This window comes from Paenibacillus sp. J31P190 (assembly GCF_059692075.1).
This window is the reverse complement of the sequence record NZ_JCAUAS010000002.1, coordinates 465,098-480,249: the sequence shown is the minus strand read 5'-3', so window position 1 is coordinate 480,249 and position 15,152 is coordinate 465,098. Positions and strand designations below refer to the sequence as shown.

Below are 15,152 nucleotides of genomic sequence, written 5' to 3'. Positions count from 1 at the left end.
ATGAAATTAGGAGGATTTCACTGCGGGGCTTGGCGCAGCTATTTGTTCGCCCATTTCTTTAGCTCGCTCTGCAGAACGGAATACAGCTTGTGAGATAGCTTCGCTAAACTGAAAACGATCCAACGCTTCAATAGAAGCTTGCGTAGCCCCATTGGGCGATGTAACCTTACGGCGAAGCTCAGCAGGATTTTCTTGTGTGAGCTGAACCATATGCGCGGCTCCGAGCACCGTTTGAAGTGTCAATTGATGGGCATCTTCTGCGGAAAGACCACCCTCAATACCAGCTTTGATCATAGCTTCCATGAAATAGTAGACATAAGCAGGACCGCTCCCAGACACGCCTGTCAGAATTTCTAATTTCTCTTCTTCCACGATCGTTACGATACCAACGGCTTCAAACATTTGGGTAGCAACTTGTTTGAATGTAGCATTGACCTTGGAGGAGAAGCTCATCCCTGTAGCGCCTAGACCAATTGTGCTGGACGTGTTCGGCATCGTGCGAACAATCGGCATATTGGTTTGCAGCAGAGCTTCTGTTTTCGCGATAGAGAGCCCTGCGATTACCGAAACAAGAAGCTGCTGTTCGTTCAAAAGCGGCTGCAGCTCGGCGAAGGCATTCTCCACATCCTTAGGCTTCATGCAGAGAACGACGACATCGGCTTCACGCAGATAGGTTTCCTTTGTTAACGGGTCTGACGTTGCTTGCAGACCGTATTCCGATCGCAGAAAAGCTAACCTGTCTTGATCCGAGCGATTCATCACATATATATTTTGGGGATCAGCGACTTTTGTTTCAATGAGTCCGCGGATGATCGCTTCCGCCATCGAACCAGCGCCGACAAAGGCAATTTTGGTTTGGGATAAAGTAGTGGACATCGTACATTCCTCCTTGAATATTGAATCGTTATTCGCGTATTTGTCCGCTTCCATAAACGCGGTATTTGGTTGAAGTTAATGCGGGTAGACCCATCGGTCCGCGAGCGTGAAGCTTTTGGGTGGAGATGCCGATTTCCGCGCCGAAGCCGAATTCAAAACCATCGGTGAAGCGAGTCGAAGCATTGTGATAAACAGCCGCTGCATCCACTTCTTGTAAGAATCTTTCGGCATTGGCCGCATCTTCCGTCACGATACACTCGGAATGCATCGTGCCGTATTCACGAATGTGAGCAAGGGCTTCATCGAGATCTTTCACAACTTTGATGTTAAGAATGTAGTCCCCATATTCGGTTTTCCAGTCTTCGATTTCGGCAGCTTGCATACTAGGCACTAACTCACGAGCTCGCTCGTTACCTTTGAGCGCTACATGAGCACCTTTGAAAGCTTCTGCTATGGCACTCAAATGCTTTTCTGCAATAGACTCATGCACAAGTAATGTTTCCATGCTATTGCAAACAGAAGGACGCTGAGCTTTGGCATTGATACCGATGCGAACGGCCATATCGAGCTGTGCACTTTCATCTATAAAAGTATGACATACACCCGCACCTGTTTCAATGACAGGAACAGAGGCGTTATTGACAACATTTTGAATAAGCGAATGTCCGCCTCTTGGAATGAGTACATCGATGAGTCCATTCAATTTCAGCATTTCATCAACGGAACTGCGGTCTGAGCTTAGAATCAATTGAAGCGCATCAGCGGGAATGGCAGAACGGCTTAATGCACCGTGCAGAACTTCAACGATTTTCTCATTGGAAAATAGAGCTGAAGAACCGCCACGCAGAACGACTGCGTTGCCTGTCTTAAGACACAAACCAGCGGCATCAACGGTGACGTTAGGTCTTGCTTCATATATAATGCCAACTACACCAAGGGGCACACGGATTTTGCGAATGCGGAGTCCGTTTGGACGTTCAAATGCTTCTAAAGTATCCCCAACAGGATCGGGGAGATCGGCGATTTGGCGCAGACCTTCAGCGATCGCTGCAATGCGGGATTCATTTAGGGCTAGACGGTCGAGCAGGGAAGCGCTTGTGCCTATTTCTTTGCCTCGCTGCAAATCTTTGGCGTTCGCTTCGATAATCGCCTGCTGCTCCGTTACAAGGCTATCCGCCATAAGGAGCAGTGCTGCATTCTTTTGTTCAGTTGTAAGATTACCCATGATCTGGGCAGCTTGTTTGGCTAATTTAGATTTTTGAACGACTTCACTCATGGGAAGATCGACCTCCTGTTTGGAATAAGGAATGACAATGCGTAAGTATATGCTCGACAGATCGTTCATATTGACTGCCATCTCGGCGTTCTTTACATTCTACAACTCGCTCACTTGCTTTCTTGCCGACAGTTATTCGCAAAGGGAAGCCGAGCAAGTCCGAATCATTGAATTTAACGCCAGGACGCTCATCTCGATCATCCCATAGGACAGAGTAACCTGCCCTAATTAACGTCGTATAAATCTCTTCGGATAATCTCATTTGAACTTCATCCTGAACATGAACGGTCAGAAGATGAATAGTAAAAGGTGTAATGGACTCAGGCCATATAATGCCTCGTTCATCATAGTTTTGTTCGATAATGGCAGCCAGCACACGTGAGACACCGATGCCATAGCAGCCCATAATGATGGGCTCGGAAACCCCGTTCTCGTCGCTGAACGTTGCGCCAAGAGAACGGCTGTATTTGGTACCAAGCTTAAATACGTGGCCAAGTTCTATCCCTTTCGCAAAAGAGAGCTCGTGCCCGCAATGGGAACATAACTCACCTTGGGCGACATTGCGCACATCATGATAAGATATCGTTCCTAAATCGCGTTCAACCTCCACATGCATCAAATGGAAATCAGACTCATTGGCTCCAACGACAGTATCCTTCATGCCCTTAATAGAGGAATCAGCGATGATTCTCACATTCTGGAGTCCAATGGGACCGATAAATCCGGCAATGGATCCTAGCTTCTCTATGTCATCTTCGGAAAGCATGGAAACCTCGTTATTAGTGCCAATGGCTTGCTTCAGCTTGATCTCATTTAATTCATAATCGCCTCGCAGGAGGACAATAACAGGCAATCCATCTGCTTGTAAGGCAACCGATTTAATGATTTGATTGGCGTCTATTTGCAGAAATTGACTAAGCTGCTTGATGCTTGTCACTTGCGGTGTGTGAACTTTCAATGGTTGCGAAGCTGGTAAAATGTTATTCACTCGCTCGGATATCTGTTGTTCCGGTACCGTTCCGATTGCTTTTTCAATATTCGCTGCATATTGACAGGAGGTGCAGTGGACGATTGTATCCTCACCAACATCAGCCAGGGCCATGAATTCATGGGTATCTGTCCCGCCGATTGCGCCGGAATCGGCCTCAACCGCTCGGAATTGCAATCCGCAGCGTGTGAAAATGTTAACATAAGCGTTAAACATACTTTGATAGCTAGCATCAAGTCCGCTTTCCGAACGGTCAAAGGAATAGGCATCCTTCATAAGGAATTCTCGTCCGCGGAGCAGACCGAATCGCGGTCTGCGTTCATCGCGATACTTCGTTTGAATCTGATATAGCGTGACAGGCAGCTTCTTGTAGGAATGAATCTCGTCCTTCACGATCGTCGTGATGACTTCCTCATGGGTTGCTCCTAGTGCAAACTCTCGGCCGTTCCGATCTTCCAGACGCATCAGCTCGGGACCATAGACATCCCATCTACCTGAGGCCTTCCACAGTTCGGAAGGGTGAAGAGCTGGCATTAGCATTTCCTGTGCACCGGCTGCATCCATTTCCTCTCGGACAATTTGTTGTATGTTTTGCAGGGCTTTAAGACCTAAGGGTAAGTAGGAGTAGATGCCACTGGAGAGCTGTCGTATTAATCCTGCACGCAGCATCAGTCGATGGCTAGCGGCTTCTGCATCTCCCGGAACGTCACGCAGGGTTGGGTTAAGCAATCGTTGTTGTCTCATAGCCCAGAGAGCCTCGCTTTCTTCATTAGGTTAAAGGAACCCATTCGTCACGGTGAATGACTTCGATTCGAGCAACTTCCACACGCTTCTGGACCTCATCGGTCGATAGACCTGCGGCGGCTTGCACTTGCCAAGCCGCGTAATTGACGACGCCGCGTCCTAGCAGCGTGCCTTCAATGCTGATCACCTCGACAACGTCGCCGGGGTGGAAGTCTCCTGCAGCGCCTGTGATGCCGGCAGGAAGCAAGCTCTTGCCTCCGCTGAGCAGGGCCGCCTTCGCGCCTTGGTCAACGATGATTTGCCCTTGGGGCAGCGAGTGGAAGCCGACCCATTGTTTCTTCACCGGCAGGTTGTTCAGCGCCGTGTCGAAGTACGTGCCCTTGCCGCTGCCATCCACGGCATGCGGCAAATCACCGGGCTCGAGTACGCGCCCGATGAATACCGGCACGCCCCCGCGCATCGCGATGCGGGCGGCCTCAACCTTCGAGCGCATGCCGCCGGTGCCGACCGCGCTCCCAGAGCCTCCAGCGAAGCTGAACAGCTCATCGCTGATGGCGTCCACGCGATCGATACGCTGTGCGTTCGCGTTTTTGCGGGGATCGTCCGTGTACAAGCCGTCCATGTCCGTAATGATGATCAATTTGTTCGCTTTGACCAAATTGCCAACCAAGGCTGACAAGGTATCATTGTCGCCGAATTTCAGTTCATCCACCGCGACGGTGTCGTTCTCGTTAATGATCGGCACGACGCCGCGCTGCAGCAGTTCGTCGACGGTCATTAGCGCGTTCTGCACGCGCTTGCGGTTAGAGAAGTCGTACCTAGTGAGCAAAATTTGCGCCACACTAATGCCGTGGGCCGCAAATGCTTCGTGGTACGCCTGCATGAGAAGCGCTTGTCCGACAGCGGCTGCGGCCTGCTTCTCGTGCAGTACCTTGGGCCGCGTACGGTAGCCAAGGGAGGTGAAGCCTGCGGCAACTGCGCCGGAGGTAACCAGCAGGACTTGATGGCCGTCCTGTTTCAATTGCGCCAGCTCCGATGCGAAAAAGCGTATTTTATCCGGGTTGAGGCCCCCGGTATCTGAAGTTAAAGAGCTGCTGCCGATTTTGACGACGATTCGCTGAGTCATATCGATCCCATCCTTTGATTTACATGTATGTAGATACAAAAAAGACTCCCGTCCTCAACACATAAGGACGAAAGTCTGTAGCTTCCGCGGTACCACCTTAGATTGGCGCACACCGATAGCGGCTGCACCCAACTCTAGATTCCCTAAATAACAGCAGGGCACTGTTCAACTCATCGTTGACTGTTCAGGGGCGGGTTCGGAGTCGGTTCACGGCAAGCTCTCTCAGACTATGGAGCTTACTCTCTGGTTACGTGCTTAACGGTTCCTACTATTCCCATCATAACGTTGCGATATAGAAGTTTTTGAGGACTTCCTTTTTTGATTCTATCTAGAATAGCACGCTGCACAAGCGTTTGTAAAGTAGCAGAAGCCTCTATATTTTATGCTTATCCAAATAGATTCAGCTTACCGATTCGTTGCACGGCTTCTGCTAATCGTTCTTCGGAGGATAAGAGGCCAAGCCTTACATAGCCTTCTCCGTGCATTCCAAAGCCAACGCCTGGTGCGACGACAACCTTCGCTTCTTGCAGAAGCAAATCGGCAAGACTCTGTGAGGTGTGTCCTTTTGGAACGGGCAGCCAAGAGAAGAAAGACCCTTGTGAAGGGCGTGCATGCCAGCCGATATTGGAAAGAGCTGCATAAAGGGCATTGCGGCGGCTCTCGTAAACATCACGAAGCTCAGTAACACAATCTTGTGAGGCTGTGAGAGCTGTTGCGGCTGCCGCTTGGATACCGCCGAACAGTGAGCAGTAGTAATGATCCTGCATCAAGTTAATAAGGCGGATAACTTCTTTGTTCCCTAGGGCAAAGCCTACACGCCAGCCAGCCATGTTGTACGTTTTGGAGAGGGTATAGAACTCGATACCGACTTCTTTGGCACCTGGTGTCTGCAGGAAGCTGACCGGCTTCTGACCGTCGAAGCCTATGGCACCATAGGCGAAATCACTTGCGACGACAACACCATGCTGGTGCGCGAATTCGACCGTTTCTTCATAAAAGGAAGCAGGAGCCGTAGCACCTGTCGGGTTGTTCGGATAATTAATGAACATCAGCTTCGCGCGGTTCAAATCGGATTCTTTGAGCTGTGAGTAGTCAGGCAGAAAGTTGTTTTCTTCGCGCAAAGGCATGAACGCCATTTCGGCGCCGGCAAGAGCAACCCCTGACCAATAATCCGGGTAGCCAGGATCAGGAACCAGACAAACATCGCCGGGATTTAGTAAACATTGAGCTATCTCAATCAGTCCTGTTTTACCGCCAAAAAGAATCGCAACTTCCGTTTCAGGATCAAGATCTACGTTGTGATCCTCCTTGTACCTTTGAGCAATGGCTTGTTTCAAAAATGGAAATCCGCTGAAGGGCGGATATTTATGATACAACGGATTAGCAGCAGCTTCTTGTATGGATGACACGATATGCGGAGGCGTAGGGCGGTCAGGATTCCCTTGGCCGAGATTAATGACGTCATGACCCGCAGCAATTTGCTCATTTGCTTTGCGTACGAGTGTTGCAAAAAATTGAGTTGGAAGTCCATTCATACGTTCAGCAGGCTGTATCGTAAATGGGCTTGTAGTTTGGGATGTTTTTGTCACGATTTAATTCACACTCCGGAGGTCGGGATTTTAATTAATAACCTTAATGTAACATGATTAATCTTTTTTTCATAGTGATGAAAATAATCGATTTTACATCGAGCGGTCAATATCATAAAGTTAGTTCATTAGTTACGGAAAGGTGCTGAAGGCCATGTCGGACAACACATTAGTGGCGCAAGTTTTTTTGCAGGAATCCATACGTGCATTTGAAAATATGAAGAAGTTGGCGGATAAAGCTTTCGCGCAAACGGAAGATGCTCATTTTTACCTAACGTTAGATGAAGAGTCGAATTCGTTAGAATTGTTGATTAAGCACATGCACGGGAACATGTTGTCACGGTGGACAGATTTTTTAACAACGGATGGGGAAAAGGAAACGCGCCAGCGTGACAGTGAATTTGAAAGCAGCCAATACACACGGGAAGAGCTTATTTCCTTATGGGAGGAAGGCTGGAAGGTTCTGTTTGATACACTGCACGCACTCACTCCGGATGATGTTCTTAGGACCGTCCAAATTAGAGGAGAAGGGCATTCTGTGCTTCAAGCTATTCAGCGACAAGTGTCTCATTATGGCTACCATGTGGGGCAAATCGTTCTGCTCAGTAAACATTGGGCCAATCATCATTGGGAGACTTTAAGTATAGCAAGAGGACAGTCCAAAGCGTTCAAACCTTCATGAGTTCCATTGAGTTCAAACTTAAATTAGACTACTATAGAGAGATATTGGTAATCTGCCGCCCGAAAGGAGTCATCTTAGTATGTCCGAATCACAATTACTTCACATTGCACTAATTCAAATGGATATTCAGATCGGTGAACCTGATACGAACTTTGCTCAATTGGAGAAGCTTTTACATCAAGCGGTGAGTGGAGATCAAAAGCCTGATGTGATCGTATTTCCAGAGATGTGGAATACAGGTTATGCCTTAACTGAGATTCAGCAGTTGGCTGATTCTAACGGTGTTAGGACGAAAGCCTTTTTGAGTGAGTTTGCCCGGACTCATCGTGTCAATATCATCGGCGGATCCATTGCTGATAAAAGAGACGATCGTGTTCTGAACACGATTTATGCGTTTGATCGTGAAGGCGCGGAAACAGCCGAGTATTCCAAAATTCACTTATTCCGGCTTATGGACGAGGAAAAGTTTCTACATAGCGGTGATCAGCTTGGCCAATTTGAGCTTGAAGGCGTTCCGGCTGGCGCGATGATTTGCTATGACATTCGTTTTCCTGAGCTTGCGCGCAAATTAGCGCTGGATGGGGCAAGGATTTTGTTCGTACCTGCGGAATGGCCACACCCGCGTTTGCACCACTGGCGTACGCTGCTCATGGCCAGAGCCATTGAGAATCAGATGTACGTCGTTTCCTGTAATCGTGTTGGGACTAGCGGAACGACGAATTTCTTTGGGCACTCGATGGTTATTGATCCTTGGGGCGAAGTGTTGGTGGAAGGCGATGAGAGCGAAGCGATTTTGCATGCAACCATCGACCTGACTGAAGTTGTGCGTGTTCGCGCTAAAATTCCGGTCTTTGAAGACCGCCGTCCACATTTGTATTAGTCTAAAATAAAATATACCTGCACCTATTTGATTTTTTGTCGGTTTTTCTGTAAACTAAAGCCAATTGAATGATCAATTGTGGCTGTGAAGGATGAATAGTACTTGAACAACTTCAAGTTCAGCGAGCTGGGGACGGTGAAAGCCCAGATTGAAGCTCAAGGAAAAGGCTATCCGGAGCCAATACGATAAAGGGGATACGCTGCTTTACGAGTGTATCAACTAGGGTGGAACCGCGGGTGCGTAAGGCTCTCGTCCCTAGGCATTATTTGATGCCTTTGGATGTTGAGCTTTTTTGGCGTCTGCTCATATCCAAATGGTCGTCAAAGGTCATTGACCTATAAACGAGAAGCTGAAGGAGCGAATGAACAATGAGCGTTACTATGGATCAAGTTGTAGCATTAGCGAAGCACAGAGGTTTTGTATTCCCAGGTTCAGAAGTGTATGGCGGTTTGGCTAACACATGGGATTACGGTCCGCTTGGTGTCGAGCTGAAAAACAACATCAAGCGTGCTTGGTGGAAAAAATTTATTCAAGAATCCCCCTATAACGTGGGTCTTGACGCAGCAATTCTGATGAACCCGCAAGCTTGGGTAGCATCCGGTCACGTAGGTAATTTCAACGATCCAATGATCGATTGCAAAAGCTGTAAAGCTCGTCACCGTGCGGATAAATTGATTGAAAATAAACTGGCGGAGAAAGATATCGAAATCATCGTTGATGGCATGACGTTTGACGATATGATGAAGCTTATCGTTGAGCACAACATCGTATGTCCGGATTGCGGCAGCAAGGATTTCACGGAAATTCGTCAGTTCAACCTGATGTTCAAAACCTTCCAAGGCGTAACAGAAGCTAGCTCTAACGTCGTTTACTTGCGTCCGGAAACCGCACAAGGGATTTTCGTCAATTTCAAGAACGTTCAACGCACGATGCGCAAAAAGATGCCATTCGGTATCGGCCAAATCGGTAAAAGCTTCCGTAATGAAATCACACCTGGTAACTTTACATTCCGTACTCGTGAATTTGAACAAATGGAGCTTGAGTTTTTCTGTAAGCCCGGCGAGGACATGAAGTGGTTCGAATACTGGAGAAGCTTCTGCCATAACTGGCTGTTGTCCCTAGGTGCCAAAGCGGATAACCTTCGCCTTCGCGATCACAACGACGATGAGTTGTCCCATTACAGCAATGCGACGACGGATATCGAGTACAAATTTCCGTTCGGCTGGGGCGAGCTCTGGGGTATCGCGGATCGTACGGATTTTGACTTGAAGCAGCATATGGAGCACTCTGGTGCAGACTTCAACTATATTGATCCAGAAACAAACGAGCGTTACATTCCATACTGCATCGAGCCTTCGCTTGGCGCAGACCGTGTTACGTTAGCGCTTCTGATTGATGCTTTCGAAGAGCAAAAGCTGGAAGGTGACGACAGTCGTACAGTTCTGCATTTCCATCCTGCACTGGCACCGATTAAAGCGGCTATTTTCCCGCTTTCCAAAAAGTTGAATGAAGGCGCGCAGGCTGTATTCGCCGATCTAGCGAAGCATTTCATGGTGGATTATGATGATACGGGTTCTATTGGTAAAAGATACCGCCGTCATGATGAAATCGGCACACCGTTCTGTATCACATACGACTTTGAGTCCGAAACAGATGGTCAAGTAACGGTGCGTGACCGTGATACCATGGAACAAAAACGGATCCCAATTTCTGAATTGAAAGCATTCATTGAGAATTCACTTCAATTCTAATACCAATTTAACCCAAGCCCCCTGTGAGAACGTCGATGGACGTGATTACAGGGGGCTTTTTTTTAGATGACATAATCCAAGATTTCGCTGTAAGGTAAGTAGCGTGTTACTCCCTGGAGAGGCGGGCTATATACATGGATGGAAACAGCAGGCTCATGAAAAGGGTTGCTTAACTGATGAATTTGCTCGCAAGGTGCTTCAAAATATTCACCTGACCCAATATAGTCATCTGTCTGAGCGACGGGATAACCCTCTGCGTCCAAACGATACTTGGTATTGACTAACGTTCCCTTAACTAAACAAGCGGAACCGATGGACGAGCCATGGTTATGAATCGCCGTTGCCTCAGATGCAGGAATGTGAATCACAATAACTTCCAGATCTTTCGTGTTATAAACGACATTCCGACCATAGGGTAGTTGTTTGGGCTCTGTTTTATATACAGGCACCTCATGAAGTAAGTTGTCTAAGGATTGTAGGGCTGTTTTCAGCTGTTCTAATGAAGGTTCTTGCAATTTACAGAATGTCTGCTCAATTGCTCTTAATAATGTCATGGTTTCCGCCTCCTAGGCTAATGCTATCTTTTTATCATTTATTATTGGGGAATGGATAAGTTTTATTTATATATCGTATGCTTTCTGAGGTCAAAAGGTTAGAGCGATCTGTGGAATTTTAATCAATATGGTATGTAATCGGTCTGTGGACGGGGATAATTTCCTACCCTAGTGCGATTTCTTGAAGAGGTTTTTATGTCAAAATTGAGCTGTGTGGTGGGACGCTTATTTAGCGGAACCAGAAGGCGCTATTTCTTAAGAAATGCTCGTTTTTCTCGCCAGAGGGAACCACGAGTCGTTATTTAGCCAAAACGGGGTGAAAATACTTCGGTTTTTAAAGAATAGCGGAATGACGTTCCGCATTGATGCCGAATTCGAGCAAAACGAAACAAATAGCGGAATGACGTTCCGCGAAAGCGCCATAATCCGGTAAATCGAGACCAATAACGGATTGATGTCCCGCAAAAGTGCTTAAACGGGTAAAACGAAACAAAGGAATGACGTTCCCTCCGTATGCAAAAGTTTCAATAAACCGCGAAAATAACACTACATTTAAGAGAGGATGAGGCTACTGATGGTGGATGTTAAAGAACAAGACACGAAAGCGATACTCGCCATTTTCGAGGAGCTTGGCAAAGCTTGGAATGAGCATAATGGGCAAGCGTTCGGCCAATGTTTTACAGTAGATGCGGATTATGTGACCTTCAACGGACAGCATATAAAGGGGCGAAAAGATATTGCGGAAATTCATCAGAAGCTGTTTGATGGTGTGTTAAGAGGTTCGTCAATGGTGGATGGCGGTTCAATCCAGATCCGATTTCTATCTCCCGACATGGCTGTTGCTCATTGTGTTGGTGCTATTAAACTCAGATGGCAGAAAAAAGCGCCAAAGAACAGGGATTCCATCAATACCAATGTGATTGTCAAAGAAAAAGGCGATTGGAAAATTGCGGCTTTTCACAACTGCCGCATCCAACCGCCGAATTTTATTCAAAAATGGTTTATTAAATAATCACATTTGCACAGCTTAAACCCGGAACGGAGGCAACCGTCTGCCATCGATATCCGTGAAGCCATACTGCTCCGCTAGGGTACCTACCTCGAGAAGCTGACCTGCCTTTATACTTACAAGAGGATCGGTTGTCAAAGCGACAACTGCGCGACCGATATATTCCACAGATTCCGTCGTATGAAGTGCTTCCACTTTCATGAAATCAGGATCACCTGGTTCTAAGCCATAATGTTTATAAACGGCTTCCGTTCGCATCCAGCCAGGTGCTAAAGTAAGCGCGGTTACATCGATATGGTTTGCTTTCAGATTTTGAGACATGGCGCGCGTCATATTCGCAACCGCTCGTTTAACTGTGTCATAAAAAACGTTGATAGGGTAGTCGCCGCCAATGTCAGAGTAGACGCCTGTATTAATCAGAAGACCACGATTTTGCTCTAGAAAAAAGGTGGACATCGCATATCGGCTTGAAACCATCTGAGCACGCAGCCCAGCTTCGAACATTTTGTCCCAACGCGACATCGGCTGCTCCCAAAAGGGAACGGAGAAATCGACATCATCATAACCCTCGTAACCGCCCCAGGCATTATTGACCACAAGATCAAGTGTTCCTTGTTCTTGTTGAATACGTTCGTACAAAGTTTTGACATCTGCGTCGATGGTATGGTCACAACGAACGGCGATTCCTAATCCACCGCGCTTTGTAACAGCTTCAGCGGTATCTTCAATTGTACCCGTGAGATCTGTTCTCGTGGACTTCGTTCTCGTACTGCGTCCAGTCACATAGACAGTGGCCCCAGCCTCCCCAAGTGCTAAGGCAATGCCGCGGCCGCCGCCTCGACTGGAACCGGTAACCAAGGCAACTCGACCTTGCAGGTTTTTTGTATGCATCGTTGTACCTCCTTAGAGTTTTTCGCCAGAAGAACTGGCAGCATCATTCGCTTCGTGAGCTCAGTTTTAATGTTACATCGAATCCTTGACAATTCTTGTCATAGTATTTAAAGCGTAGTAGAGAGATGTACCTCTTAAATCAGGGAGAGGATGTTTAAAGTGAGTAGGCAAATAGAAGATCTCGGATAAGAGGGAGATGTAAAAAGTACATCAAAAAATGGTTGAATGATCGTTTATTGCAGAATTGATGCATTTTGTGCATCTAATATGTCCGTTATCGAGGGAATTTTAATATATTCGTTCATTTATATGTACTTTTTGCATGCATTCTCTTGAATACGCCTAAATGGTGGGAAATAGTTGCGCTTTTTGCAACAAAATGTATGGTGCCTACTATTGCAACGGTAAAAATAAATCCGCATTCAAGTCAATTCATTCCCATATGCATGCTGCATAGCACGAATTTGCTCACGAATCCAATTCACCATCTCCAAGGGCTCTTCGACTAGGGCGTCCGCACCCAAACTGAGGAAATATTTCGAAAAATACATTAAATTGCTTCTATGCATGTCTGTCACTAATCGTGCACTGCCATCGTCATGCAGTTTCAAGTTACTGTCCATTCCATTATTGCGTTCATAAGTTCTAACACCAGCTGGAGACAGCTTCACCCGAAGCCTCATGGTCATAGGGCCTGCCTCACGCTCTTGCCCTGCTAACAGCCAATCGCCAATTGTGTAGTGTTTGAAGTTTTTGCTCGAATGAGAGGATTCGGCTCGTTCCAAGCGGTGTATGCGATCAGCGCGAAATAAGAGGAATCCTTCTTTTTGAAAGCAATAGGAGGGGAAATACCAGAAACCATTAGACGCGTAAATGCCAATTGGCTGCACGACTCTCTCTGTGGTTCCATCTTGAGACGCGTAGGTTAAGCGTAAAGGTATTTCATCAATTGACGCTTCCAACAACTGCTCCAAGAAGGGGGAACCTTGCGTACGCGTTGGCGTCCAGAAGGATACCCGATCTTTAAGTGCATCGATTCTCACCTTCGTATCCGTAGGGAGATAGTGATAGAACTTATTAAGAGCAGATGTCGATTCCGCGGCAAAAGGGAGCGCTCCATAATATTGGAGCGACTGAAAGGCGAAGAACATCGCAACAGCCTCTTGTTCGGAGAATAGAATCGGAGGGAGCATCCGCTTCTTTAATAAGCGATATCCCCCGTGTGGGCCAAATTCGGTATAAAGCGGCATACCAAGCTCACTCAACTCTTGTAAATCGCGGTGCATCGTGCGTTCCGAGACGCCGAATTCATCGGCCATCTCTTTTGTAGTGAACTGCATACGTTCGTTTACTGCCATCATCAACTGAATAAACCGTTGAGTTTTATTCATTGCTGGGTTTACCTCCTTATGCTAACTGATTGTTCGCATAACTTCTTTCATTGTGGAAACGAAAGCTTCGGCAGCTTTGGAGATGTATCTGCCTTTACGATAGGCAATAACGAGTGTACGAGTAGGTCGACCTTCAAGGGGAAGGTGAATCGGAGATAACTCACTGAAGCTTCTTTTTGAAATTAAATAAGGGACGAAACCGATTCCCATGCCTGCAGCGACGAGGGACTGAACCGTTTCCATATTGCTGGATTCGAAGACAATATTGGGGGTAATGCCAGCTTTTTGACATAGTTCAAGTGTTAGCTTGCGAAACCCTTGTCCTTTTTTCAAAGCGATGAAAGCTTCCTTCTCTAATTGTTCGATTCGAATTGGTTCTTTACTTGCTGCTAATCGATGCAATGGAGGTACCGCGAGGACGATTTCTTCCTCCAGCAAAGTCTCATAAACGAGAGAATCCTCTCGTAATGGTAATGAGAGCAGCGAGATATCGGTTTGTCCATTCATCGTAAGTGTTTCTAAGTTAGAGGATGTCTCTTCGACGAGTGTAATTTCAATATCCGGATATGCCGCTTGAAAGACAGGAACAACGAAAGGCAGGATCGTTGAACCCGTAATTGGCATACTGCCTACGACAAGGCGACCCTTTTTCATTTGTGAAATGTCTTCCATTTCTTTCTTCAGCTGTTCGACCATGTCGAGGATTTTTTGTGATTTTTCAACAAAAAGGGACCCGGCGTGAGTAAGCTCAACGGAATTGGTGCTGCGCTGGAAAAGAAGGACGCCGATCTCTTTCTCTAGCTTGGATAGCTGCTGGCTAAGGGAAGGCTGTGCAATATGAAGCTTCTCCGCGGCCCGCGAGAAATTTCGTTCGATCGCAATTTGAATCGCATATTGAAGTTGACGTAGTTCCATAGTGGGGCTCATCTCCTGGAATGTAATAATCATAGCTTGTTTTATTGATACAGCCTATAAAGCATAAAGATAATATACCAGATTTTAAGCTTTGATATGAGAAAAACTCGTTTGGTACTCTCAATAGATGAGCATCCGTGTTTAGAGGTAAAAGCAAAAGCAGCCTGCGGACAAAATCCACTGACTGCTTTTTGGAAATAAAGTATAGGATCATCAGTTAAGTAATGTTAACTACCTCTTCTGCCTGTAACCAAATTGAATACCAAAGAGATGACGGCCAAAACGAGCAGTAGATGGATTAAATTTCCTCCGATATCAAAACCGATTCCTAAAGCCCACAAGACAAGAATCACTACAAAAATGGTCCAAAGCATAAGTAACACATCCTTTTCAAAATGTCATAATTGCTTATGCAAGATACTAACCACCTTTTTCAAATTCGAATCATCCTATAGGAATAATCTATGAAGCTTATAGTTA

General features: G+C 46.6%; 15 protein-coding genes. 4 read left to right on the top strand and 11 right to left on the bottom strand.

Annotated elements, in window-relative coordinates; all coding sequences use genetic code 11:
* Window positions 1–6: 6 nt before the first annotated feature.
* The 5 genes from proC to AC58U0_RS05600 form a co-directional block, all read right to left on the bottom strand.
* Window positions 7–876: a pyrroline-5-carboxylate reductase gene (gene proC / locus AC58U0_RS05620; RefSeq protein WP_497378023.1), complete on the bottom strand. Its 870-nt coding sequence runs from the start codon at window positions 874–876 to the stop codon at window positions 7–9.
* Between the two features lie 28 nt (window positions 877–904).
* A complete protein-coding gene (locus AC58U0_RS05615) occupies window positions 905–2,152 on the bottom strand; it encodes a glutamate-5-semialdehyde dehydrogenase (RefSeq protein ID WP_497378022.1) in 1,248 nt (415 codons plus the stop codon).
* A complete protein-coding gene (locus AC58U0_RS05610; RefSeq protein WP_497378021.1) occupies window positions 2,145–3,884 on the bottom strand; it encodes a proline--tRNA ligase in 1,740 nt (579 codons plus the stop codon). The genes AC58U0_RS05615 and AC58U0_RS05610 overlap by 8 nt, the downstream gene beginning before the upstream one ends.
* Window positions 3,885–3,909: 25 nt before the next feature.
* Entirely contained in the window at window positions 3,910–5,010 is a 1,101-nt protein-coding gene (proB, locus tag AC58U0_RS05605) for a glutamate 5-kinase (protein WP_497378020.1), read from the bottom strand.
* 386 nt (window positions 5,011–5,396) lie between these two features.
* Window positions 5,397–6,599 carry a pyridoxal phosphate-dependent aminotransferase gene (locus AC58U0_RS05600; protein ID WP_497378019.1) on the bottom strand — a complete coding sequence of 401 codons (1,203 nt, stop codon included), beginning with the start codon at window positions 6,597–6,599 and terminating at the stop codon, window positions 5,397–5,399.
* Between the two features lie 154 nt (window positions 6,600–6,753).
* Here AC58U0_RS05600 and AC58U0_RS05595 point away from each other — a divergent pair, with 154 nt between their 5' ends.
* From AC58U0_RS05595 to AC58U0_RS05585, 3 genes are all read left to right on the top strand, one after another.
* Window positions 6,754–7,281 (top strand): DUF1572 family protein, encoded by a 528-nt coding sequence (locus AC58U0_RS05595; RefSeq protein ID WP_497378018.1) that lies wholly within the window; start codon window positions 6,754–6,756, stop codon window positions 7,279–7,281.
* A gap of 79 nt (window positions 7,282–7,360) precedes the next feature.
* The gene (locus AC58U0_RS05590) at window positions 7,361–8,161 is read left to right on the top strand and encodes a carbon-nitrogen family hydrolase (protein WP_497378017.1); all 801 of its coding nucleotides are present in this window, start codon (window positions 7,361–7,363) and stop codon (window positions 8,159–8,161) included.
* Window positions 8,162–8,529: 368 nt separating this feature from the next.
* A complete protein-coding gene (locus AC58U0_RS05585) occupies window positions 8,530–9,912 on the top strand; it encodes a glycine--tRNA ligase (protein WP_057301750.1) in 1,383 nt (460 codons plus the stop codon).
* A gap of 62 nt (window positions 9,913–9,974) precedes the next feature.
* Here the strand turns inward: AC58U0_RS05585 and AC58U0_RS05580 are convergent, their stop codons facing one another.
* Both AC58U0_RS05580 and AC58U0_RS05575 read right to left on the bottom strand, forming a co-directional pair.
* Window positions 9,975–10,466 carry a cysteine dioxygenase gene (locus AC58U0_RS05580; protein WP_497378016.1) on the bottom strand — a complete coding sequence of 164 codons (492 nt, stop codon included), beginning with the start codon at window positions 10,464–10,466 and terminating at the stop codon, window positions 9,975–9,977.
* Between the two features lie 334 nt (window positions 10,467–10,800).
* The gene (locus AC58U0_RS05575) at window positions 10,801–10,959 is read right to left on the bottom strand and encodes a hypothetical protein (RefSeq protein ID WP_497378015.1); all 159 of its coding nucleotides are present in this window, start codon (window positions 10,957–10,959) and stop codon (window positions 10,801–10,803) included.
* Window positions 10,960–11,040: 81 nt separating this feature from the next.
* Here AC58U0_RS05575 and AC58U0_RS05570 point away from each other — a divergent pair, with 81 nt between their 5' ends.
* A complete protein-coding gene (locus tag AC58U0_RS05570) occupies window positions 11,041–11,478 on the top strand; it encodes an SgcJ/EcaC family oxidoreductase (RefSeq protein WP_497378014.1) in 438 nt (145 codons plus the stop codon).
* Window positions 11,479–11,493: 15 nt separating this feature from the next.
* Here the strand turns inward: AC58U0_RS05570 and AC58U0_RS05565 are convergent, their stop codons facing one another.
* From AC58U0_RS05565 to AC58U0_RS05550, 4 genes are all read right to left on the bottom strand, one after another.
* Window positions 11,494–12,366, bottom strand: coding sequence for an SDR family NAD(P)-dependent oxidoreductase (locus AC58U0_RS05565; protein WP_497378013.1), 873 nt, complete (start codon window positions 12,364–12,366; stop codon window positions 11,494–11,496).
* A gap of 422 nt (window positions 12,367–12,788) precedes the next feature.
* Window positions 12,789–13,757, bottom strand: a complete 969-nt coding sequence (locus tag AC58U0_RS05560) for a helix-turn-helix transcriptional regulator (protein WP_497378012.1) — start codon at window positions 13,755–13,757, stop codon at window positions 12,789–12,791.
* Window positions 13,758–13,778: 21 nt separating this feature from the next.
* Window positions 13,779–14,672, bottom strand: a complete 894-nt coding sequence (locus tag AC58U0_RS05555) for a LysR family transcriptional regulator (protein ID WP_497378011.1) — start codon at window positions 14,670–14,672, stop codon at window positions 13,779–13,781.
* Between the two features lie 227 nt (window positions 14,673–14,899).
* Window positions 14,900–15,046, bottom strand: coding sequence for a lmo0937 family membrane protein (locus AC58U0_RS05550; RefSeq protein ID WP_156389871.1), 147 nt, complete (start codon window positions 15,044–15,046; stop codon window positions 14,900–14,902).
* Between the last annotated feature and the right edge of the window lie 106 nt (window positions 15,047–15,152).